This is a genomic window from Thiothrix litoralis, from assembly GCF_017901135.1.
GTDB lineage: Bacteria > Pseudomonadota > Gammaproteobacteria > Thiotrichales > Thiotrichaceae > Thiothrix > Thiothrix litoralis.
This window is the reverse complement of sequence record NZ_CP072801.1, coordinates 2,165,379-2,186,477: the sequence shown is the minus strand read 5'-3', so window position 1 is coordinate 2,186,477 and position 21,099 is coordinate 2,165,379. Positions and strand designations below refer to the sequence as shown.

The 21,099-nt window shown below is 53.1% G+C and carries 18 protein-coding genes; 11 read left to right on the top strand and 7 right to left on the bottom strand.

Annotation, left to right across the window (positions count from 1 at the left end):
* Positions 1–56: 56 nt before the first annotated feature.
* The 4 genes from J9253_RS10550 to map all read right to left on the bottom strand — a co-directional run bounded on the left by J9253_RS10550 (position 57) and on the right by map (position 7,791).
* On the bottom strand, positions 57–740 hold the full coding sequence (locus tag J9253_RS10550) for a cell division protein ZipA C-terminal FtsZ-binding domain-containing protein (protein ID WP_210220980.1): 684 nt from the start codon (positions 738–740) through the stop codon (positions 57–59).
* Positions 741–773: 33 nt separating this feature from the next.
* On the bottom strand, positions 774–4,262 hold the full coding sequence (gene smc / locus J9253_RS10545) for a chromosome segregation protein SMC (RefSeq protein WP_210220979.1): 3,489 nt from the start codon (positions 4,260–4,262) through the stop codon (positions 774–776).
* Between the two features lie 74 nt (positions 4,263–4,336).
* Complete coding sequence (glnD, locus tag J9253_RS10540; protein WP_210220978.1) at positions 4,337–6,982, bottom strand: [protein-PII] uridylyltransferase; 2,646 nt, start codon at positions 6,980–6,982, stop codon at positions 4,337–4,339.
* Positions 6,979–7,791, bottom strand: coding sequence for a type I methionyl aminopeptidase (gene map / locus J9253_RS10535; RefSeq protein WP_028488121.1), 813 nt, complete (start codon positions 7,789–7,791; stop codon positions 6,979–6,981). Before map ends, glnD begins: the two co-directional genes overlap by 4 nt.
* Positions 7,792–7,986: 195 nt before the next feature.
* Here map and rpsB point away from each other — a divergent pair, with 195 nt between their 5' ends.
* Both rpsB and tsf read left to right on the top strand, forming a co-directional pair.
* Positions 7,987–8,760 carry a 30S ribosomal protein S2 gene (gene rpsB, locus J9253_RS10530; RefSeq protein WP_028488122.1) on the top strand — a complete coding sequence of 258 codons (774 nt, stop codon included), beginning with the start codon at positions 7,987–7,989 and terminating at the stop codon, positions 8,758–8,760.
* Between the two features lie 30 nt (positions 8,761–8,790).
* Positions 8,791–9,663 (top strand): translation elongation factor Ts, encoded by an 873-nt coding sequence (gene tsf, locus J9253_RS10525; protein ID WP_028488123.1) that lies wholly within the window; start codon positions 8,791–8,793, stop codon positions 9,661–9,663.
* A gap of 59 nt (positions 9,664–9,722) precedes the next feature.
* Here tsf and J9253_RS10520 read toward each other — a convergent pair whose 3' ends face one another.
* From J9253_RS10520 to J9253_RS10510, 3 genes are all read right to left on the bottom strand, one after another.
* On the bottom strand, positions 9,723–9,971 hold the full coding sequence (locus J9253_RS10520) for a Uma2 family endonuclease (protein ID WP_228291348.1): 249 nt from the start codon (positions 9,969–9,971) through the stop codon (positions 9,723–9,725).
* Between the two features lie 174 nt (positions 9,972–10,145).
* Positions 10,146–11,357 (bottom strand): RNA-guided endonuclease InsQ/TnpB family protein, encoded by a 1,212-nt coding sequence (locus tag J9253_RS10515; protein WP_210220977.1) that lies wholly within the window; start codon positions 11,355–11,357, stop codon positions 10,146–10,148.
* A 73-nt stretch (positions 11,358–11,430) separates the two neighbouring features.
* Entirely contained in the window at positions 11,431–11,643 is a 213-nt protein-coding gene (locus J9253_RS10510) for a hypothetical protein (protein ID WP_210220976.1), read from the bottom strand.
* Between the two features lie 92 nt (positions 11,644–11,735).
* On the opposite strand from J9253_RS10510, the gene pyrH reads away from it, so the two are divergent.
* From pyrH to lpxD, 9 genes are read left to right on the top strand one after another with little or no spacing between them, the layout of a single operon-like run.
* A complete protein-coding gene (gene pyrH, locus J9253_RS10505; RefSeq protein ID WP_210220975.1) occupies positions 11,736–12,470 on the top strand; it encodes a UMP kinase in 735 nt (244 codons plus the stop codon).
* 5 nt (positions 12,471–12,475) lie between these two features.
* A complete protein-coding gene (gene frr, locus J9253_RS10500) occupies positions 12,476–13,033 on the top strand; it encodes a ribosome recycling factor (protein ID WP_028488126.1) in 558 nt (185 codons plus the stop codon).
* 52 nt (positions 13,034–13,085) lie between these two features.
* Positions 13,086–13,835 (top strand): polyprenyl diphosphate synthase, encoded by a 750-nt coding sequence (gene uppS / locus J9253_RS10495; protein ID WP_210220974.1) that lies wholly within the window; start codon positions 13,086–13,088, stop codon positions 13,833–13,835.
* The gene (locus J9253_RS10490; protein WP_210220973.1) at positions 13,828–14,646 is read left to right on the top strand and encodes a phosphatidate cytidylyltransferase; all 819 of its coding nucleotides are present in this window, start codon (positions 13,828–13,830) and stop codon (positions 14,644–14,646) included. Before uppS ends, J9253_RS10490 begins: the two co-directional genes overlap by 8 nt.
* Positions 14,636–15,832 (top strand): 1-deoxy-D-xylulose-5-phosphate reductoisomerase, encoded by a 1,197-nt coding sequence (gene ispC / locus J9253_RS10485; RefSeq protein WP_210220972.1) that lies wholly within the window; start codon positions 14,636–14,638, stop codon positions 15,830–15,832. The genes J9253_RS10490 and ispC overlap by 11 nt, the downstream gene beginning before the upstream one ends.
* A 3-nt stretch (positions 15,833–15,835) precedes the next feature.
* A complete protein-coding gene (gene rseP / locus J9253_RS10480; protein ID WP_210220971.1) occupies positions 15,836–17,218 on the top strand; it encodes an RIP metalloprotease RseP in 1,383 nt (460 codons plus the stop codon).
* 2 nt (positions 17,219–17,220) lie between these two features.
* Positions 17,221–19,512 (top strand): outer membrane protein assembly factor BamA, encoded by a 2,292-nt coding sequence (gene bamA / locus J9253_RS10475; RefSeq protein WP_210220970.1) that lies wholly within the window; start codon positions 17,221–17,223, stop codon positions 19,510–19,512.
* Between the two features lie 3 nt (positions 19,513–19,515).
* Positions 19,516–20,106 (top strand): OmpH family outer membrane protein, encoded by a 591-nt coding sequence (locus J9253_RS10470; protein WP_210220969.1) that lies wholly within the window; start codon positions 19,516–19,518, stop codon positions 20,104–20,106.
* A 3-nt stretch (positions 20,107–20,109) separates the two neighbouring features.
* A complete protein-coding gene (gene lpxD / locus J9253_RS10465) occupies positions 20,110–21,099 on the top strand; it encodes a UDP-3-O-(3-hydroxymyristoyl)glucosamine N-acyltransferase (protein WP_210220968.1) in 990 nt (329 codons plus the stop codon).

Here is a 21,099-nt window from a genome sequence, read left to right as displayed (position 1 = left end):
GAAGAAAATTCCTCTCTTGTTCCTCCCCTGATAAGGGGAGGTTAGGAGGGATTTCTTTACGCAGCCATTGCCAGCAGACCTGCCCGCAGAGCAGGGGTAATCGGTTGCTGGTTATGGTCTTTCAGAATGCCATTGAGGTCAGCCGTCAGCCGTTCAGCGGTAAGCAGGAAGTCATTGATTGCGTCGCCATCATCAATCTGGCTGGGTAAGTTGAGGATCATCGACAGCCCCGGTGTGGTTTGCATCACCAGTTCTTCGGGAACGAGTGTCCACGGTTTTACGCCATTAGCAACGCTAAACAGGCTGGTTTCGCCTTGAGCACTCAGGACAAACCGATGGAAAATATCCATATCACCAAAACTCAAGCCAGCATTATCCAGCGCCCGCAAGACTTCTTCGCCTGAAAATCCGGCTTCAATATCCGCCGCAATAAACAAAACCAGTTGGGGGGGCAGTGCCACCGCATCGGCTATTGGCTGGTGAACGCCTTTAGATTTGCCTGAAACATTGGACATCATCACGTCAGACATATCACGGGCATTGGCTGACGGACGTTTACCATCGCGAGCAGCTACGTCGTCACACACGCTGGAGAGTTCGTTGCCATCCGCATCACGCAACACGGGAATGTTTTCGTCGCGTTTTTGAGGGGAATGTTGGCGTGAGACGCGGCTGATAACGTAAATACCTACCAAGGCCGCCAGCCCTAACACCATGATAATCAGGCTTACCAGTTCCATTTAAGATCCTTTAATCCTTGTTTGTCGTCGTCTTCAGCCATTTGCCAGCTTGACCGCTTCTGCCATATCAACCGCTACCAGCCGCGAGACACCCGCTTCACGCATGGTAACACCGATGAGGTTTTCGGCAAGTTCCATGGTGGTTTTATTGTGGGTGATGAAAATAAATTGTACCTGTTCTGACATATGCCGCACCAGTTCACAGAATCGCCCGACGTTAGCTTCATCGAGTGGCGCATCCACTTCGTCCAGCATACAAAAGGGTGCGGGGTTCAACTCGAAAATAGCGAACACCAAGGCTACTGCTGTTAAGGCTTTTTCGCCACCCGACATCAGGTAAATGGTCGAAAGTCGCTTACCGGGCGGACGCGCCATGATGGCAACGCCCGTGGTCAGCAGATCATCGCCGGTCATTTCCAGGTAGCATTCGCCGCCACCAAACAGGCGCGGGAACATCTCTTGCAGGCGGCTATTTACCTTGTCGAAGGTTTCTTTGAAGCGGGCGCGGGTTTCGCGGTCAATCTTGCGGATGGCGTTATCCAGCGTTTCCAGTGCGGCGACCAGATCGTCGTTTTGCTGATCCAGATATTGTTTGCGTTCGCTTTGTTCGCGGAATTCGTCGATGGCGGCAAGGTTGATCGCGCCTAAACGCTGGATGCTGCGTTGGATGTTGTCCAGTTGTTGCAGGAAATGTTCCGGGCGGGCATCCGGCGGTAAGCTGGCTTGCAGGTTGGCGGCGTCGAATTCGGTTTTGGCAAATTGTTCGGCGATGGTTTGTTCGCGTACTTGCACGGCTTGCCATTCGAGTTTGCGGTTCTCTTGCTCGGTGCGGGTTTGTTCGACAAGGCGTTCGGCTTGTACCCGTGCGGTATCTTGCTGGCGGATGTCGGCTTCCAGCGCTTGCAAGGTTTGCCGGGCTTGAGTCAGGCGCTGTTCGACTTCGGCGCGTTGCGTCAGCGCGGTATCGCGTTCGGCTTGTAGGTCGGCGGCGGGGTCGTCCTGTAAGTGCATTTGTTCCAGCAGGGTATCGCGTTGCTGTTCCAGCAATTCGAGGCGGCTGGTGAAGCGTTCAAGCTGGCGTTGGCTGTTGTCGCGTTGGGTACGGTTGGTTTCGAGATGCAGGCGGATGTCTTGGGCTTCATCTTGTAGCTCGCGCAAGGTGCGCCGCGCATCATTGACGGCGTGTTGCAAGTGTTCGCGGCTGGCGGCGAGTCGATCACGTTCGGCTTGTACTGTTTCCAGCAAGGCTAGTGCGGCATTGCGTTGTTCGGTGGCCAGCAGGTGATCTTCTTCTTGCTGCATCCGTTGCGCGTCGAGTTCGGCGCAGTCGGCGTCGATTTGCTGGCGGCGGCTGTGGAGTTGTTCGATGCGCTGTTGCAAGGCCAGCAAGCGGCTGCGTTGTTCGGATTCGGTACGGTGCAGGCGGTTGGTGTCGGCTTGTGCCTGATCACGTTGCTGTTCGTGGCTGCGGATGCTGTCGCGCAAGCTGTCAGCGCGTTGTTGCCAGTCGGCAAGGCTGGTTTCTAGCGTTGCCAGTTGTTCGCGTAAGGATTCGATTTCCTGCTGGCGTTGCAGGATGCCGCTGTGTGCATCGGATTGGCGGGGGCTGCGTAACCAGTTGATGCCGAGCCACAGGCCGTCACGGGTGATGATGGATTCGGTTGGGGCTAGGCTGTGGCGTTGCGATAGGGCTTCTGGCAGGGTTTCGGCACAGCGGATGCCCGCAAATAAGGTGCTGGCATGTGTGGGGTGCTGGATTTTGCTGGCCAGCATTGTCGGACTGGTGTCCGGCCTACTGGCGTGGTTCTCTAGCAAACTGATGCCAGACGCTGGAAAGTCGTTAATAATTGGTAGGGAATCCAGGCAAATAGTATCTAAGCCTTCGCCCAAGACGGTTTCAACTGCTGTTTCCCAACCACTGGCGACGCGTAATTGTTCGGCGATGCGCGGGGCTTTGTCCAAGCCTTTGGCGGTGAGCCATTGCTGGCGGGCTTTGTCGGTTTTGTCCAGCCCGGCTTGTTGCAAGGTGTCCAGCGAGGCCAGCCGCCCTTGCAGGGCTTGGCGTTGTGAACGTGCTTGATCCAGTTGCGCTTGTACGTCGCGATAGGCTTGCTGTTGTGTGCTGAGCGTGGCGCTGAGGTCGGCAAGCTGTTCGGTGGCGAGCAGGTGGGCTTCGGCGGCTTCTTGCTGTTGTGCTTCGAGCAGTTGCAGGTCGTCAAGGAAGCGGGTGGTGGACAGGCTGCCGGTTTCTTGTTGCAGGCGCTCAAAACGCTGGTTGGTTTGGCTCAGTTGGCGTTCGAGCTGTTCCATGCGGGCTTTTTCGACTTGCGCGTGCCGGGTGGGTTCGGCAATGCGCTGCTGGATGCTGTGCCAGTGTTCTTGCCAGTCGTTGAGCTGGTCTTCGGCATCTTGTTGGTGGGCTTCTGCCATTTCAAGCTGTTCGCCGAGGGCTTCTTCGCGGGGTTCGAGGTCGGCAAGGGCTTGTTCGCACGCGCTGAGTTTGTCGCGGTCTTCGCTGGCGTGGCGCTGGGTTTCTTCGATGCTTTGTTCGGCACTGCGCAAGGCATCTTGCTGGCGGCGCTGGATGTCGCGCTGGTGCTGGATGCTTTGTTCGATGCGGGCAATGTCTGCCCCGGCTTGGTAATACTCGCCTTGTACCGTGTTGAGGGTTTCGTTGGCATCGCTGTGCTGGTTGCGTAGCGCTTCGATGCTGGCTTCGAGGTGGCGGACTTGGGCTATCTGTTCCTGATAATCGGTGGAACGTTGGCTAAGGTCGCGCAGGCGCTGTTCGCCGTCGGCTTTGAGTGCCGCCCATTGCAGCACGAGTACGCTGGCTTCGAGGTGGCGTTCTTCTTCGCGTAATTCGCGGAAACGTTGCGCGGCTTTGGCTTGTTTGTCGAGGCGTTCGAGCTGTTTTTCGAGTTCGTCGCGCAAGTCCGTGAGGCGTTCGAGGTTTTCGCGGGTATGCGCCATGCGGGTTTCGGTTTCGCGGCGGCGTTCCTTGTAGCGGGAAATCCCGGCGGCTTCTTCGAGGGTATTGCGCAATTCTTCGGGTTTGGCTTCGATCAGGCGCGAAATCATGCCTTGTTCGATAATGGCGTAGCTGCGGGGGCCTAAGCCTGTGCCGAGGAAGATGTCGGTAATGTCGCGGCGACGGCATTTCGCGCCGTTGAGGAAATAGCGGGAATCGCCGTCGCGGCTGACTTGGCGCTTGACGGAGATTTCGGCGTAGTTGGCGTATTCGCCGCCGAGTGTGCCGTCGCTGTTGTCGAATACCAGTTCGACGGAGGCTAGGCCAACCGGCTTGCGTGAGGAGGAGCCATTGAAAATGACATCCTCCATCGACGCGCCGCGCAAGTGTTTGGCGGAGGATTCGCCCATGACCCAGCGCACGGCATCAATGGTGTTGGACTTGCCACACCCATTGGGGCCGAGGATGCCGGTGAGGTTGCTGCGTAAATCCAGCGTCACGGGGTCGACGAAACTCTTGAATCCGGCAATGCGGATTTTACTTAGACGCACGGTTTTGGGGTCTTACCTGTTACTTGGGGTGCTGATTTTACGGGAGCACAGGGTAAAAAGGCTAGTGATGTTGTTCACTCGGCCTCCAGTGCGCCTGCTAGCACCTGCCGGATATGCTGCTGTTGCTGCTCATCCATAATCATGCCGCCTTCCCGCGTGGTCACGTAGAAAATATCTTGTGCCTGTTCGCCTAGCGTGTTGATGCGGGCGTTATGCACACGAATTCCCAGCCCATCCATTGCTTCGCCTAGCCGTGACAGTAGCCCTGGCATATCACCCGCGTTGATTTCTAGCAAGGTCAGATTTTTTTCTGGCTGCTGGCTAAAGGAAATGCGGGTGGGTATGTCGAAATTGCGCAAAATACGTGATTTGCGGTGGGTACGGTGGTAAGGCGTTTCGCGTTCTAGGTTATTGGTGATCGTGTCGATGATATATTCTTGATCAACTTCACTGATAATCGGGTGATTATCTTGGCCGAGAATGTGCAGCGTGTACAGGTCGAAACCGTCTGTGGTGGAGACTATCCGTGCTTGCACGACGTTGAGGTTGAGTTGCTCCAATGAGGATACGACCCGTGAAAATAAGTCATCCTGATCTTTGCTGTAAACAAATAAGACATTGCTGCTGCCTGAGACGGTACGACGGATGTGAATGAGGGTGGGTTTGCGTGCTGCCTCGATAAGGATGTGGCGGGTATGCCAGTGCACCGATTCTACCGAGTGCTGGAGGTGGTAATCCGCCCCGAATTTATTCCATAGCGCGTGGCATTCGGCTGCGGAAAATCCTTCTTGCAACAGTTGTTCCAGTACGGCGTTGCGTTTTTCCTCAATCAGCAATGTCCCTTCATGGGTAATCAGGGTGCGATTACTCAGGACACGTCGGGTAGAGTGGTATAGCTCATGCAGCAAGGCTTGTTTCCAACCATTCCATAGCTTGGGATTAGTACCACGAATGTCCGCAATAGTGAGTAGAAAGAGGCAATCCAGACGGCTTTGTGAGGCGACAATTTCGGCGAATTCCTGAACGATCGCGGGGTCACTAATGTCTTTACGCTGTGCAGTCATGCTCATCAATAAGTGATGGCCTACGAGCCAACTGACGAGTGAGGAATCATGCAGGTCTAGGCTGTGTTCCCGACAGAAACTGTAAGCATCGTGTGAGCCTAATTCGGAATGGTCGCCGTTACGCCCTTTGGCGATGTCATGAAATAGCCCGGCAAGGTATAACAGCTCTGGGTTACGAAAGTTCTTGAAAACTTTTGCACACAGGGGAAGTTCTTGAGCGCCGATGGCGGTACTGTAACGTCGTAGGTTGCGTACCACGAGTAGCGTGTGTTCGTCCACGGTGTACATGTGGAACAAATCGTACTGCATCCGCCCGACGATATTGGCGAAGGCGGGGATGTACGCGGCAAGAATGCCGTAACGGTTCATGAGTCGCGTGACAAAAGTAATGCTTTTGTGTTGGCGCAAAATTTGGATGAACAGTTGGCGGTGGCGGGCTTGCTGGCGGAAGCTGGCATCAATCCGGTGCAGGTTGTGGCGGATCAGGCGGGTGGTGTCGGGGGTTAGCCCGGTTACGCCCGGTGTGATTTGTAGTAGTAGGAAAATTTCCAGCAAGGCGGTTGGATACAGCACGAAGACATCCGGTGAATTCACCGAAATCAGGTTGCCGCGCTTTTGATACCATTCGCCCAACATTTCTGGCGGTGGTGGGTGCAGGGTGAGAATGCGCTCGCGGAAAATACCCATCAACATGTCGCTTAAACGTTCTAGCGCGGTGATGGTGCGATAGTAGCGTTGCATGAAGGCTTCTACGGCTGCATTGTTGGCATCGTCGGTATAGCCAAACAGGTGCGCAAGATTGCGCTGGTAGTCAAATAACAGGCGATCTTCCTTGCGCCCGGCCAGTTCGTGTAGGGCGAAGCGAATACGCCACAGGAACTGGCGACCTTCGCGTAATGTTTCAAATTCGTCGTATTCTACCAATCGCTTTTCGTAGAGTTCCTGTAAAGACAGTGTGCCGTATTCGCGGTGTGTGACCCAGCTAATGGTTTGAATGTCACGTAATCCGCCGCGTCCTTCCTTGATATTGGGTTCCACGCGGTGCGAGGTGTCGCCGAGTTTGACGTAGCGTTTTTGTTGCTCTTCGAGCTTGGCTTGGAAGAAGTCGCGACTGTTCCACATGTGCGTCGGGGCGATGGCATCACGTAAGGCGTGGAAGAGTTGTTCATTGCCGCTAAGGTAGCGTGATTCGATGAGGTTGGTGATGACGGTTTGATCCGTGCTTGCCAGTTCTAGGCATTCGTCAAGGGTGCGAACGCTATGCCCAACATCCAGTCCGATGTCCCACAGTGATGTGATAAAGGCGGAGATGCGTTCGCAGCCTTCTGGGCTTGGTGATGCAGGCAATAGCAGCAGTAAGTCAATGTCGGAGGCTGGGTGTAATTCTCGGCGACCATAACCACCCACCGCAATTAGTGTGGCTTGTTGATGTTGAGGAATGCCGTTTTTTGCCCATAAGTGCTGGAGTAGTAGGTCGATAAATTCGGCATGGTTAAACAGCAGGCTACGAATTTCTTTCCCCGCGTGGAAGGCTTCCCCTAGCAACTTACGCGCGTCACGGATGGCTTGGGCATAATCAGCAATTTGCAGGTCATCACGTGCCATTAGCGCATGATAAACCGTCAGCAAAGGGTTGGTTTGCAGAATCGCCATCATAGTGTTTCGCGCCAGTTAGCCTCTTCGGCACGTAGCGTGAGAATCTCAAAGCCATCATCGGTCACTAAAATGGTGTGTTCCCATTGCGCGGAAAGCTTGTGGTCTTTGGTGACGGCTGTCCACTGGTCAGGCAGGATTTTCAGGTGGCGTTTGCCTTGGTTGATCATCGGTTCGATGGTGAAAATCATGCCAGCTTGAATGATGATTTTGTCGCTGTCTTTGCTGTAATAATGCAGGATTTGCGGTGCTTCATGGAATTTACTGCCGATACCATGCCCACAAAACTCTTCCACCACGCTGTAATGATGGGCATGAGCATGGCGTTGGATCGCCTTGCCAATATCACCAAGGGTTGCGCCGGGGCGTACTTGCAGGATGCCGTGGTACATGCATTGCTGGGTAATCAGGCTCAGGCGCTTGCCTGCAATGGTCGGTTCGCCCACATGGAACATTTTACTGGTGTCGCCGTGGTAGCCATCCTTGATCACGGTAATGTCGATATTCAGGGCATCGCCATTTTTGAGCACTTTGTCGCTGGGTATGCCGTGGCAAATCTGGTGATTGACCGAGGTGCAGATGGATTTGGGGAAGGGTGGTTGACCATATCCCAGCGGGGCGGGGATTGCTTGCTGCACATTAATAATGTAATCGTGGCAAATCTGGTTCAAGGTATCGGTGGTGACGCCCGGTTTGACGTATTCACCGATCATGTCCAGTACATCGGCTGCCAGCTTACCTGCTACCCGCATTTTGGCGATTTCATCCGCCGTTTTGATCGTTATTCCCTGATCACGTTGTGTCTTTGCCATTTCTAATTGTTCCCTGTAGCACTCAAAAGCGTTTCATGGTATAAAGCGCCCGCGAATTCCGCAAATAGTTTTACATGTTGTTTGACTGTTTATTTAAATCCACACATACATCGACACGACACGCAGGGTGCCTGACCAAAAAACAGGTTGCGTTTGCCGGGATGTATGGAGGCATAACCCATACAGGAGCTTATCATGCCTAAAGTTACTATGCGCCAAATGCTCGAAGCAGGCGTTCATTTCGGTCATCAGACCCGTTACTGGAACCCTAAAATGGGTCAGTTCATCTTTGGTGAGCGCAACAAAATCCACATCATCAACCTTGAGCAGTCTCTGCCAATGTTCAATGATGCGACCAACTTCATTGGTAAGCTGGCTGCGAAAGGCGGCAAAATCATGTTCGTCGGCACCAAGCGTTCTGCACGTGAAGCCGTTAGCGAAGCTGCGACTGCTTGCAAAATGCCTTACGTCAACCATCGCTGGTTGGGTGGGATGCTGACTAACTTCAAAACAGTCAAGCAATCCATCAAGCGCCTGAAAGATCTGGAAAAAATGGCTGAAGACGGCACTTTCCAGAAATTGGGCAAAAAAGAAATCCTGACCTTGAGCCGTGAATCCGAAAAGCTGGAACGCAGCCTCGGTGGTATCAAGGATATGCGTGGTCTGCCAGACGCGATTTTCGTTATCGACGTAGGCTACGAAAAAATCGCTGTGCAGGAAGCCAACAAGCTGGGTATCCCGGTTATTGGTGTAGTTGATACCAACAACTCCCTGCAAGGTATTGATTATGTGATTCCAGGTAACGATGACGCTATCCGCGCCATCCAACTGTACGTTTCAGCCGCTGCCGATGCGATCAACGAAGGTCACACTTCCGCTGCTGTTGCACCAGAACCTGAAGCCGCTGCCCCAGTTGTTACTGAAGCAGTCGCTGATGAAGCACCGACTACAGACGCTGCTGGCGCTTAAGCCAGCCCGTTCAAACAAGGAGTTACCCTAATGGCAATTACTGCTGGAATGGTGAAAGAACTGCGCGAACGTACCGGCGCAGGCATGATGGAATGCAAAAAAGCCCTGACTGAAACCAATGGTGACATGGAAGCGGCTATTGACCTGATGCGCAAATCCGGTGCAGCGAAAGCTGACAAGAAAGCCGGGCGTGTTGCCGCAGAAGGTCGTGTTGTGATTGCACTGACGGCTGATGCCAAACGTGCAGTCGTCGTTGAAGTGAACAGCGAAACAGACTTTGCTGCGAAAGACAGCTTCTTCGTCGCATTTGCTGAAGAGGTTGGTGCAACTGCATTGGCAAACAATGTAGCAGACGTTGAAGCGCTGTCAGCGATGACAGAAGCTAGCCGTACTGCACTGATTGCTAAAATCGGTGAAAACGTGCAAGTACGCCGTTTGGTTTGGGTTGATGCAGGTGCAGGCCAACTGTCTACCTATCAACACGGTGCCAAAATCGGCGTTGTGGTCAGCATGACTGGTGGCGACGATGAAATGGGTAAGCACATTGCGATGCACATCGCAGCGAGCCGCCCAGCTTGTGTCGATGAGTCCGGTGTACCGGCTGATTTGGTTGAGCGTGAGCGCGAAATCCAGATCGACATCGCTATGCAAAGTGGCAAGCCCCGTGACATCGCTGAAAAGATGGTTGTCGGCCGCATGAAGAAATTCTTGGGCGAAATCACCTTGGTAGGCCAGCCGTTCGTTATGAACCCTGACCAAACCGTTGGCGATTTGCTGACATCCAAAGGCGCAAGCATTGCTGAATTTGTGCGTCTGGAAGTCGGTGAAGGCATCGAGAAAAAGCAAGATAACTTTGCTGAAGAAGTAGCGGCGCAAGCGGCTGCGGCAGCAGCGGGGAACTAAAAACCTTCGGGTTTTTGTGAAAAAGGGGCACTGGTTGCCCCTTTTTTATGCTTGTTTTTTTAGTCCAAGCCTACTTCTTTGCGGACGCGTCGATAGATGGTGTCTACTGTCATTTCCAGTCCGACTGACTCTAAGGTGAAGGTATCACCTGAGTAATAGTATTCCACTTTCCAGTTGCAGCGTCGCCGGAAGATTTGCAGGTGGGGGGTGTCTTGCGAGACGATGACGTATTCGCGCAAGGTCGGTATTTGTGTGTAATTCTCAAATTTTTCGCCTAAATCGGTGCGTTTGGTGCTGGGGGATAGCACCTTCCCAAGATTGCACCAAACAATTCTGCACTGACGGTGTTGTGTAATTCACTCGCGCCGCTCATTGCGTAGATTTGCCCATCCACATATTCGCTGCGCACATCGACATCTCGCTCACCGGTGAGATAGTCTTGACATCCTCCCCTCCCTAAAGGAAGGGGATTCCTACTGCATTCAGCTAGATAGCTGACTGACTTCGGTGGGTTCCTGCTTCACAGAGCGGCTTAAGGCCGCATCTCCACAGGCTAACAAGCGGTATCCCCGCTCTAAAACATTGATCGCGCCGACATGATCGGCGTTATTTTCGTAATGGCATTGCACACACACAAACCGCGCTTGCGTCTGACGATTATCCGCCGCTACATGGTGACATTCGGGGCATTCCTGACTGGTATAATGCGGCGGCACGGCAAACAACATCCCGCCTTTCCATGCCAGCTTGTAGTCAAGTTGCCGTCGAAATTCACCCCAGCCTTGGTCGAGAATGGCTTTGTTTAAGCCGGATTTCTGGGCAACGTTCTTGCCGGGGTTTTCGGCTGTGCCTGCCGCTGACTTCGACATATTACCGACCTGCAAATCTTCGATGAACACGAGCGCGTGGTTTTGGCTAAGCGTGGTCGTCGCCTTGTGCAGGAAATCGCGGCGGGCGTTGGCGATTTGCGTGTGAATTTTTTGAACGTTGGCTTGTGCTTTTTTCCAGTTGTTGCTGAACTTTTGTTTGTGCGCCATGCGCCGTTGATATTTGGCGAGTTTCGCTTGTTTGCTCTTGAAGCTGTTACGCGATTCCATCCATGTGCCATCGGAGAGCGTCGCAAAACGCGCTATCCCAAGGTCAATACCGATAGCAGTGGTTACGGGTGTGGCTGGCAATTCCACTTCGCGCTGGGTTTGGATGCTGACAAACCATTGGTCGCCTTTGCTGGAAACCGTGACATTGCGTAGTTCTCCCAACACATCGCGGCTATTGCGGTAGCGTATCCAGCCGAGTTTTGGCAGAAAAATTCGGCTATTGCCTGGGTCGAGCTTGATTTGTTTGGGGTCAGGATAACGGAAACTGTCACCACTGCCCTTGCGCTTGAAACGGGGGAAGTCGGCACGTTTGGCGAAAAAGTTTTGGTAAGCCTTGTCGAGATCTTTGAGCGCGTGTTGCAGGGGGTGGACAGGGGCATCTTTCAGCCACGGGGTTTCCACACCGTTGCGCCATGCGGTCAGGTGCTTGGCCATTGCGACGTAACCGATGAATTTTTCACCTGCTTCATGATTGGCTTGCTGCAACGCTAACGCCCTGTTGTACACGAAGCGACATGACCCAGCAAAACGGCGTAGTTGACGCTGTGTTTCACCATTGGGCATGAGTTCGTATTTGAAGGCTTGGAGTCGTTGCATCTTCGGAGTGTAGCTAAAAAAGAGCGGCTTGAGTGGGTATTCTGCGTTAAACTGCGCGGATTATCCGACAAAACTACCGAACATAGGGCGGCTTCGCCACCCGCGCTATCCTCCCCGACCTGAAGGACGGGGTTTGCCGCGCAACCTGATCAAAGTTGATGTATTCGTGTTTGACTGCGTGCATGGCTACTTCCTGCTTGGCTATTTTGCCAAAGTATAGTGGCTTGCGGTTGGCTTGTCCGCAAGGTGATGGTATCCGCGCGTGTGCGTGGCTGTAAAAAATCATGGATTGTTGGCTTTCTGTATTAGCCCGTAGCTTGCCCCCTATCCTTGTCACCTGTATAAATGCATCCACGATACCAATAGCAGGAATACTTCATGTCATCGACCCCAGCCAGCCCCGAACTTCGTTTCCGTCGCATCCTTTTAAAACTCAGTGGGGAAGCCCTTTTGGGCAATCAGGATTCCGGCATTGACCCTGAAATTCTTTATCGCGTCGCAGGCGAAGCCATCGCTGTACAACGTTCTGGTGTGCAAGTCGCTATCGTGATCGGTGGCGGCAACCTGTTCCGAGGGGCTGGCTTAGCGGAAAAAGGCATGGATCGAGTGCGTGGCGACCAGATGGGGATGCTGGCAACGGTAATGAATTCCTTGGCGATGCAAGATGCGCTTGAAAAGCTCGGCGCTAACTGCCGCGTATTGACCGCGCTGGGTATTGATCAAGTGGGTGAACGTTATTCCGCGCACCAAGCCCGCCGTTACCTGGAGCAGGGTGATATTGTTATTTGTGCTGCGGGAAGTGGCAACCCATTTTTTACCACCGATACGGCTGCCAGCTTACGTGGCGTTGAATTACAATGCGACTTGTTGTTGAAGGCGACCAAGGTGGATGGCATTTATGATGCTGACCCGAAAAAAAATCCTACGGCGAAACGCTTTGATCGGTTATCCTTCGAGGACGCTATCCAGCGCCAGTTAGGGGTGATGGATTTAACGGCGATGGTAATGTGCCGTGATAATAAACTTCCGCTCGGTGTATTTGATATGTTTGCGCCCGGAGCGCTCGCTGCGATGGTGCGTGGTGAGATTGTTGGAACTTTGGTTGAGGTTTAAGGTAAATGATTGCAGAGATTAAACAAGATGCAGAGCAACGGATGCAGAAAAGCATTGAAGCCTTGCGCAATGATTTGACAAAAATTCGTACAGGCCGTGCACACCCCAGTTTGCTGGATCAAATTACGGTGGATTATTACGGTTCAGAAGTTCCGCTTAGCCAAGTTGCCAATGTCAGTACCGAAGATGCACGCACCTTGAAAGTGGTGCCATGGGAAAAGCCGATGGCGGCCAAAATTGAAAAAGCTATCCTAACCTCTAATTTGGGTTTGAACCCGTCTAGTGATGGCAATGTTATCCGTGTGCCTTTGCCAGCATTGACGGAAGAACGCCGCCGTGACTTGGTGAAAGTGGTAAAAAGCGATGCAGAAGGGGCGCGGGTCGCGATTCGCAATATCCGCCGTGATGCCAATTCTGATTTCAAGGCATTGTTGAAAGAGAAAGAAATCTCGGAAGACGAAGAGCGCCGCGCTGCTGACGACATCCAGAAGCTGACCGACCATTTCATCAAGGAAGTGGAAACGGTGCTGGAAACCAAAGAAAAAGAATTAATGGTAGTTTGATGATTGCTTCCGCCCCATCTCTTGGGGCGGGATTGCATACGATGGGGCCTGAATGACAAATACAACGCCAAAAGACGCTGTTCCCCGGCATGTTGCCATTGTAATGGACGGGAATGGGCGTTGGGCAAAAGCCCGCTACCTCCCACGCCTGATGGGGCATCATCGCGGGGTCGAAGCTGCACGCAAGGTTATCCGTGTCTGTAGTGGTGCTGGTGTAGAGTGCCTGACCCTGTTTGCCTTCAGCAGTGAAAACTGGCGTCGCCCGGAAGAGGAAGTCAGCGGCCTGATGTCCTTGTTCATGTCTGCGCTGGAACGTGAGTCAGCCGCTTTGTTCCGCCATAACGTCAGGCTGTGTTTCATCGGCGACCGCAGCGGATTTTCAGCCAGCTTACAGGAAAAAATCCTTCAGGTTGAGGCACTGACTGCTAGTTGCAGCGGAATGCGCTTGCTGATTGCTGCGAATTACGGCGGTCGTTGGGATATTCTTCAGGCAGTACGTACCCTTGCCAGCCAGATTAATGCTGGCGAACTGGATGCCGACAAGCTGGATGAGGCAACGTTTGGACGTTTGCTGTCAACGGATGGCGTGCCGGAACCCGATTTATTTATTCGCACAGGCGGAGAAAAACGCATCAGTAATTTCCTGATGTGGCAATTGGCATACGCGGAATTGTATTTCACGGATGTATTATGGCCGGAATTCGACGAACAATGCCTGCGCGATGCCTTCAGGGACTTTGCCAGTCGGCAGCGGCGGTTCGGAATGACGGGTGAGCAGGTATCAGGAGAAAAACATGCTTAAACAACGGGTTATTACGGGATTAGTGCTAATTTTACTGGTATTTGCGGGAATCCAGTTTTTACCGACCGAACTGTTTGGCTTGTTTTCATTGATGTTTATCGTTGGCTTGGGTGCCTGGGAGTGGGCAGGGCTGACCGGTTGTTATCTGCCTGAAAAGCGTATGGCGGGAACCATGATGATCCTATTGGCATCGGTTCCGTTGGTATTTATCCGCCCTGACCCGGTAATCGTGTTGGCGGTGAGCATCCCGGTGTGGCTGGCGGTGTTAGTGGCCTTGAAAATTTATCCGCGCAATGCGGGTTTTTACAAGAAACACGCGCTGTCGATGCGTTTGTCCGGCATCTTGGTGTTGTTGCCTGCTTGGTATGCCTTGATGGAGCTGCATGCCATGCATTATACCTATGTTATGTATCTGATTACCTTGGTGGCGCTGGCGGATACGGCAGCTTACTTCACCGGGCGCACGTTCGGTAGAACCAAGCTGGCACCTGATTTAAGCCCTGGCAAGACCAATGAGGGTATGTCCGGCGCGGTGCTTGCGACAGCGTTATGGGCGTGGTTGGCTTCCTATTGGCTGGCTATTCCCGAAGGTAAACATTTGATGTTCATGGTGCTTTCCCTGTTTGTGGTATTGATGTCGGTAGCGGGTGATTTGTTTGAGAGCTTGCTGAAACGCGAAGCCGGGGTGAAGGATAGCGGGAGCATTCTGCCGGGGCATGGTGGCATCCTCGACCGTATCGACAGTCTGTTAGCCGCAGCGCCGTTGTTTACGCTGGGTTTGTTATGGCTGGGGATCTACAGTGGCGTCTAAAGGCATTACGATTTTAGGAGCGAGTGGCAGCATTGGTGTCAGTACGCTGGATGTGTTGGCACGTCACCCCGAGCGTTTCCATGTGTTTGCCTTGACAGCAAACAGCAATGTCGACAAGTTATTTGAGCAATGCCAACGCTTTCAGCCGCGTTATGCGGTGATGGTGGATACCGCCGCTGCCGCTGTGCTGGAAAAGCGTTTGCAGGCAGCAGGCAGCGAGGTCGTGGTGCTGGCGGGCGCGGAAGCGCTGGATGCCGTGGCCAGCCACTCGGAAACCGATTACGTGATGGCCGCGATTGTGGGGGCTGCGGGTTTGGTGCCGACGCTGGCCGCCGCGCGTGCGGGCAAGCGTGTCATGCTGGCCAACAAGGAAGCGCTGGTGATGTCAGGGCAATTGTTCATTGATGCAGTGCGCGAGCACGGTGCAGAATTATTGCCAATCGACAGTGAACACAATGCAGTATTCCAGTGTCTACCGAATGCGTTCACTGAGCGTAGTCGAAGCGAACATGGCGGCGTTGAAAAGATTTTGCTGACAGCTTCCGGTGGCCCATTCCGCACCTGGTCGGTGGATGATTTACAAGGCGTAACCCCCGAACAGGCGGTGGCGCACCCGAATTGGTCGATGGGGCAAAAGATTTCCGTGGATTCCGCTACCCTGATGAACAAGGGGCTGGAAGTGATTGAGGCGTGCTGGTTGTTTGGCCTGCCTGCCGAGCGGGTGGAGGTGGTCGTTCACCCACAAAGTACCATTCATTCGATGGTGTCCTATAATGATGGTTCGGTGTTGGCTCAACTGGGCAACCCGGATATGCGTACCCCGATTGCTTATGCGTTGGGGTGGCCTGAACGTTTGGTTTCGGGGGTAGCACCACTGGATTTGTTTGCTACCGCGCGATTGGATTTTGAACAGCCGGACAGGGAACGTTTTCCGTGCCTACCCTTGGCCTATGATGCACACGCACGTGGTGGTTATGCCACGATTGCTTTGAATGCTGCGAATGAAGTGGCGGTAAAAGCCTTTCTGGGGCGTGAAATCGGTTTTGCCGATATTCCGCTGCTGGTGAGAGATGTGATGCATCAGGCGTCGGCGGGTACTCCGATGAACCTTGACGATATACTTATTCAGGATGAGGAAAGCCGTGTGCGTTCACTATCATGGATAAAAAGCAAGAAAATACACTAAATCATGAACTTGTCGACTAATTTATTGCTGATAATTCCTGCGTTTCTCGTCGCCATTGGTGTACTGGTAACGGTACACGAATTTGGACACTTCTGGGTTGCCCGTAAGCTGGGCGTCAAAGTGCTGCGTTTTTCTATCGGTTTTGGTAAACCGCTGTGGCGGCGCGTGTCCAAGGATGCGGATAAGGTTGAATACGTGGTAGCAGCACTGCCTTTCGGTGGCTACGTCAAAATGCTGGACGAACGTGAATGTGAGGAGGGTTGCGAGGTCGCTGCCCACGAAGTCCACCGCGCTTTCAATCGGCAGAAGCTTTGGAAGCGTGCTGCCATTGTCGTGGCTGGGCCGGTTGCCAATTTCCTGCTGGCGATGGTCATTTACGCGCTGGTATTCATGATTGGTCAGAATGCGATGCGCCCTTATGTCGATGTGACGCAAGATTCCCCCGCCGCACTGGCTGGATTGCAGTCTGGCGATCAAGTGACTGCCATTAATGGGGTGGAAACCACTTCATGGGAAGATATGCGCATGTTGCTGGTGGAGGAGTACCTGAAATCCCCGCAATTGGCTATCAATGTCACCACCCAGGATGGTGTGTCCCAGCAGCGCACGCTGGATTTGCAAAGCGTTGCCATGTTCGATGATGAGGCGGGTGCGCTGGATAAAATCGGGCTGAAGTCGTGGTTGCCGCCCTATGACGTGGTGGTTGAGACTGTTGTGCCTAACTCTCCGGCGGCTGGAGCAGGCTTGCAGGCACAAGATAAAGTCTTGTCGATTGATGCATTGAAACCTACCGGAGCGCGTGGTTTTGTTGAGTACATCCGAGCTCACCCCGATCAGCCCGTTGTGTTGACGGTTGATCGTGCCGGGGCAATGCAATCCATTTCTGTTACCCCGCAAATCAGTGCTGGTCAAAGTGTGGCGACGATTGGCGCAGCATTGGCACCGCCGCCGCCCGATTTGCGTGATAAGGTTTATTTCACTGAGTCTTACGGGCTAGTGGATTCTCTGTGGCGCGGTGCTGCCAAGACATGGCAAATGTCGGCACTGACCTTAAAATTGATGGGGCGGATGTTGACGGGTGAGGTGTCGTTGAAGAATGTTAGTGGCCCGGTGACCATCGCCCAGTTTGCAGGCGTATCGGCGGCGTATGGCCTGACGTATTACCTGGGGTTCCTCGCGGTTGTGAGTGTAAGCCTCGGGGTGTTGAACTTGCTGCCTGTTCCGATGCTGGACGGCGGGCATTTGCTCTATTACCTGGTTGAATGGGTAAAAGGTAGCCCGGTTTCAGCAGAAACGGAAGCCGTTGGTTTTCGGTTAGGAATGGTAATCATTGGCGGACTCATGGTGCTTGCCTTGTATAATGACTTTACGCGGTTATTAAATTAATTATGAAAAAACATACACTCGTCATTTCGGCTGTGAGCTGCTTGCTGGCAGTTTCTCAGGCTGCGTGGGCTGCTGCATTTGTAGTTCGCGATATTGAAGTTAATGGTCTGGAACGGGTTGCCGCAGGCACGGTGCTGAATTACTTGCCTGCCCGTGTGGGTGAACAATTTAACGATGCCAAATCAGCCGATGCCATTCGTGCGCTATTTCAGACTGGCTTGTTTGAGGATGTGCAACTCGGTCGCCGGGGCGATGTGCTGGTGGTAACGGTGGTAGAACGCCCTGCCATTGGTGAATTGAATATCAAGGGCAACCGCCAGATTCCCACTGATAAACTGACGCAGGTTTTGAAACTGCGTAATATCAGCAAAGGCGACACCCTTGACAAAGCGGCTCTAGCGACGATCCAGCGTGAGTTGGAAGAGCAGTATCAGGGCATGGGGCACTACGGTGTCGACATCAAAACTACCGTTACGCCACTTGAACGTAACCGCGTGGCGGTCAATATCACTATCAATGAAGGCAATGTTGCCCGTATCCAGAAAGTCAATATCACTGGTAACAAGGCATTTTCGGACGCGGTACTGTTGAAGCAACTGGAATCAGGTCCACGCGGGGCATTTTCCATCCCTTTCCTCAGTGACAGCGATAAATATTCCAAAGAAAAGCTGATGGGTGATCTGGATGCGTTGAACAGTTTTTACCGCGACCGTGGTTACATCAATTTTCAAATTACCTCGGCCGATGTGTCGATGTCACCGGACAAGAAGAATATTTTCCTGAATGTTGGTGTCAACGAGGGTGCGCAATACCGGATTGGCGATGTCAGTGTGTCTGGGAACCCCGGCCTTTCCAAAGAGCAATTGGGGCAGGCGATCAAGTTACGCAAGGGTGAAGTGTTTTCCCAGAAAGCGCTGGAGGAAACCCGCAAGAATTTATCCAGTAAGCTGGGTGCGCAGGGTTATGCTTTCACCAAAGTGGCAGCAACCCCGGACTTTGATGAGGCCAAGAAGCAGGTCGGCATTTTGTTGTCGGTTGACCAAGGCAAGCGGACTTACGTGCGTCGCATTGATATCCGTGGCAACAACCGCACCAAGGATGAAGTTTACCGTCGTGAATTGCGTCAGGTGGAAAGCTCATGGTTCTCGAAAGAGCAGGTGGAGCGTTCTAAAACCCGTCTGGAACGTTTGCCGTATGTCGAAGAGGCAACGATCGAAGCTGAACCTGTCGCCGGTACCAATGACCAGATCGACTTGATTGTCACGGTCAAGGAACGTTCTTCCAACCAGTTCCGGGTGGGTGCAGGTTACTCGCAATCACAGGGTGTGTTGTTCAACGTCAACCTGAATCAGGATAACTTCATGGGGACGGGTAAACAGCTTGATGTGAATGTCGATAACAGTAAGGTTAACCAGAATTACAGCGTCGGCTATACCAACCCTTATTACACACCGGATGGCATCAGTCGTGGCTTTAGTGGCTATTACAAGGAATACGATGCAGAAGAGGAAGACATTGCCAGTTATGCATCCAACCGTTACGGTGGTAGTGTCAACTACACCGTACCCTTGAGTGAGCATGATTCTGTGTATGCCAGTGTGGGCGCAGAAAAGCGTAAAATTGTACTGGGCACGGAGCCAGCGCAGCGTATTACCGATTTCGTTGATAAAAATGGCGCAGAATATACCCAGCTTCCCGTGACCGTCAGTTACGTACATGACACCCGCAACCGCACGATTTTCCCGACTGAGGGGCAACGTCATCGGGTCTCCTTGCAAGCCAATGCGCCGGGTAGTGATCTGCAATACCAAAAGCTGAGTTATGACGGTGCTGCTTATAAACCGATTACGGACAACGTGACGTTTGCCATCAAGGGTAAAGTGGGAGCCAGTAATGCATCAGGTCAACTGGATGAAACGCCATTCTTCGACAAGTATTACGCGGGTGGCATCGGCAGTGTACGGGGTTTTGATGACAATAGCCTAGGTACACACGACGAGAAAGATGACCCGATCGGTGGTGACTTAATGGTTACGGGTACGGCTGAAGTGCAATTCCCCATGCCGCTGGCAGCGGATGTGAAAGGCTTGAAAATGAGCACTTTCGTCGATGGCGGTAATGTTTTCAAAAGCTCTGGTGACTTCAAAAGTGATGAGCTGCGTTACTCTGCGGGTGTTGGTGCGGTATGGCTTTCCCCGATTGGGCCGTTCGAGGTCAGCTATGCGAAGCCTTTGAATGCCAAAGAGGGTGACAAGGAACAAAAAATCCAGTTCAGTATCGGAGCATCCTTCTAAAGTATGAACAAGCGGGCTGCATTATGGCTGTGGTTGGTGTTGGCCTTGTGGGGTCAACCCGCCGCGTCGGCGGATGAGGCGGCGAGGCAGTCGGTACGTATTGCCATTGTCAACGTGGGAACTTTGCTGGATAACGCCCCGCAGGCGAAAGCTGCGGATGCCAAACTGAAACTGGATTTTGTACCGCGTGAACAAAAGTTGGAAACGGATCAAAAAGCCATTCAGCAACTGGAAGACGAACTGACCTTACGCAATGATGCCGGTTCTTTGCCGCAGGAAGAGAAGGTGCAACGCCAACGTGAGTTACGTGACCTTCAGCGCAATTATGCCCGGCAAATGGAAGATTTCCGTGAGGAAGTACGGGTTGCCCGCGATGCCGCGATTGATGCGCTGCAAGCCAGTATTATTCAAGCCATTGGGGATGTGCGTGAGCAGGAAAAGATCGACCTGGTGTTACGTGAAAGCAATTACATTGTTGCCAGTGACCGGATCGACATTACCAGCAAGGTTATGCAACATCTGGAGCAAAAGTTTCAGGCGCAAGCGACGCTCGCTGCTCCCGTTCCAGCCCCCGTTCCTGGCAAACAGGAGTAAGCGATGCCCTCAGGTTGTACGCTACAGGAACTGGCGGATTACACGGGTTCTCGTCTGCAAGGCAATGCTGCACTACGCTTACGAGCCGTTGCTTCCATCGAAAAGGCGGGGACGGGTGATATTAGCTATATCCGTGACGCCAAGTACCGCCATTACCTGCAATCTTCCACCGCTAGCGCCCTGATTCTGCCACCTGATATGGCGCAAACTTATGCGGGTGATTGTCTGGTGCACCCTAACCCTTACCTCGTTTATGCCAAGGCTGTGACCTTGTTGCACCCTGTGCCGCGCCCTGCGGTGGCGATTCACCCCTCAGCCGTGATAGAGGAAAACGTCAGTCTGGCGGATGGCGTGGTGATTGAGGCGGGTTGTGTGATTGGGCGGGGTTGCCGCATCGGGGAAAATAGCTGGTTGCACGCCAATGTGACCTTGTACGCGGATACTGAAATCGGTAAGCGCTGTATCATCCACTCCGGTGCGGTGCTGGGCGCTGATGGTTTCGGGTTTGCCCCGGATCAGAAAACCTGGTTCAAGATTCCGCAAGTCGGTAACGTGGTGGTGGGTGATGACGTTGAAATTGGCGCGAATACCACCATTGACCGTGCCGCGATGGGTTCAACCCTGATTGGTCATGGCGTGAAACTGGATAACCTGATCCAGATCGGGCATAACACCCAGATTGGTGACCATACGGCGATAGCAGCCTGTACGGCGGTGGCAGGCAGTGTGCAAATTGGCAAGCACTGCCAGATTGCAGGCATGTGTGCAATTGCCGGGCATCTGAGTATCACCGATAATGTCGTGGTGACGGGGACGAGCATGGTTTCGCACTCTATTACCAAACCAGGGGTATATTCTTCTGGTACGACAATAGAGGAAAATGCGCTCTGGCGTAAGAACGCTGTGCGTTTTAACCAGTTGGACAAGTTAGCCCGCCGCTTGCAGGAGTTGGAAAAACAGCTTGCGGCTTTACACAATAAAGGGAGTGATTGA

Excerpts from the sequence above, each read along its gene's own strand:
- J9253_RS10550 (WP_210220980.1), bottom strand. The coding sequence starts at position 740 with ATGGAACTGGTAAGCCTGATTATCATGGTGTTAGGGCTGGCGGCCTTG.
- glnD (WP_210220978.1), bottom strand. The coding sequence starts at position 6,982 with ATGATGGCGATTCTGCAAACCAACCCTTTGCTGACGGTTTATCATGCG.
- map (WP_028488121.1), bottom strand. The coding sequence starts at position 7,791 with ATGGCAAAGACACAACGTGATCAGGGAATAACGATCAAAACGGCGGAT.
- rpsB (WP_028488122.1), top strand. The coding sequence starts at position 7,987 with ATGCCTAAAGTTACTATGCGCCAAATGCTCGAAGCAGGCGTTCATTTC.
- tsf (WP_028488123.1), top strand. The coding sequence starts at position 8,791 with ATGGCAATTACTGCTGGAATGGTGAAAGAACTGCGCGAACGTACCGGC.
- J9253_RS10515 (WP_210220977.1), bottom strand. The coding sequence starts at position 11,357 with ATGCAACGACTCCAAGCCTTCAAATACGAACTCATGCCCAATGGTGAA.
- J9253_RS10510 (WP_210220976.1), bottom strand. The coding sequence starts at position 11,643 with ATGATTTTTTACAGCCACGCACACGCGCGGATACCATCACCTTGCGGA.
- pyrH (WP_210220975.1), top strand. The coding sequence starts at position 11,736 with ATGTCATCGACCCCAGCCAGCCCCGAACTTCGTTTCCGTCGCATCCTT.
- frr (WP_028488126.1), top strand. The coding sequence starts at position 12,476 with ATGATTGCAGAGATTAAACAAGATGCAGAGCAACGGATGCAGAAAAGC.
- uppS (WP_210220974.1), top strand. The coding sequence starts at position 13,086 with ATGACAAATACAACGCCAAAAGACGCTGTTCCCCGGCATGTTGCCATT.
- J9253_RS10490 (WP_210220973.1), top strand. The coding sequence starts at position 13,828 with ATGCTTAAACAACGGGTTATTACGGGATTAGTGCTAATTTTACTGGTA.
- rseP (WP_210220971.1), top strand. The coding sequence starts at position 15,836 with ATGAACTTGTCGACTAATTTATTGCTGATAATTCCTGCGTTTCTCGTC.
- bamA (WP_210220970.1), top strand. The coding sequence starts at position 17,221 with ATGAAAAAACATACACTCGTCATTTCGGCTGTGAGCTGCTTGCTGGCA.
- J9253_RS10470 (WP_210220969.1), top strand. The coding sequence starts at position 19,516 with ATGAACAAGCGGGCTGCATTATGGCTGTGGTTGGTGTTGGCCTTGTGG.
- lpxD (WP_210220968.1), top strand. The coding sequence starts at position 20,110 with ATGCCCTCAGGTTGTACGCTACAGGAACTGGCGGATTACACGGGTTCT.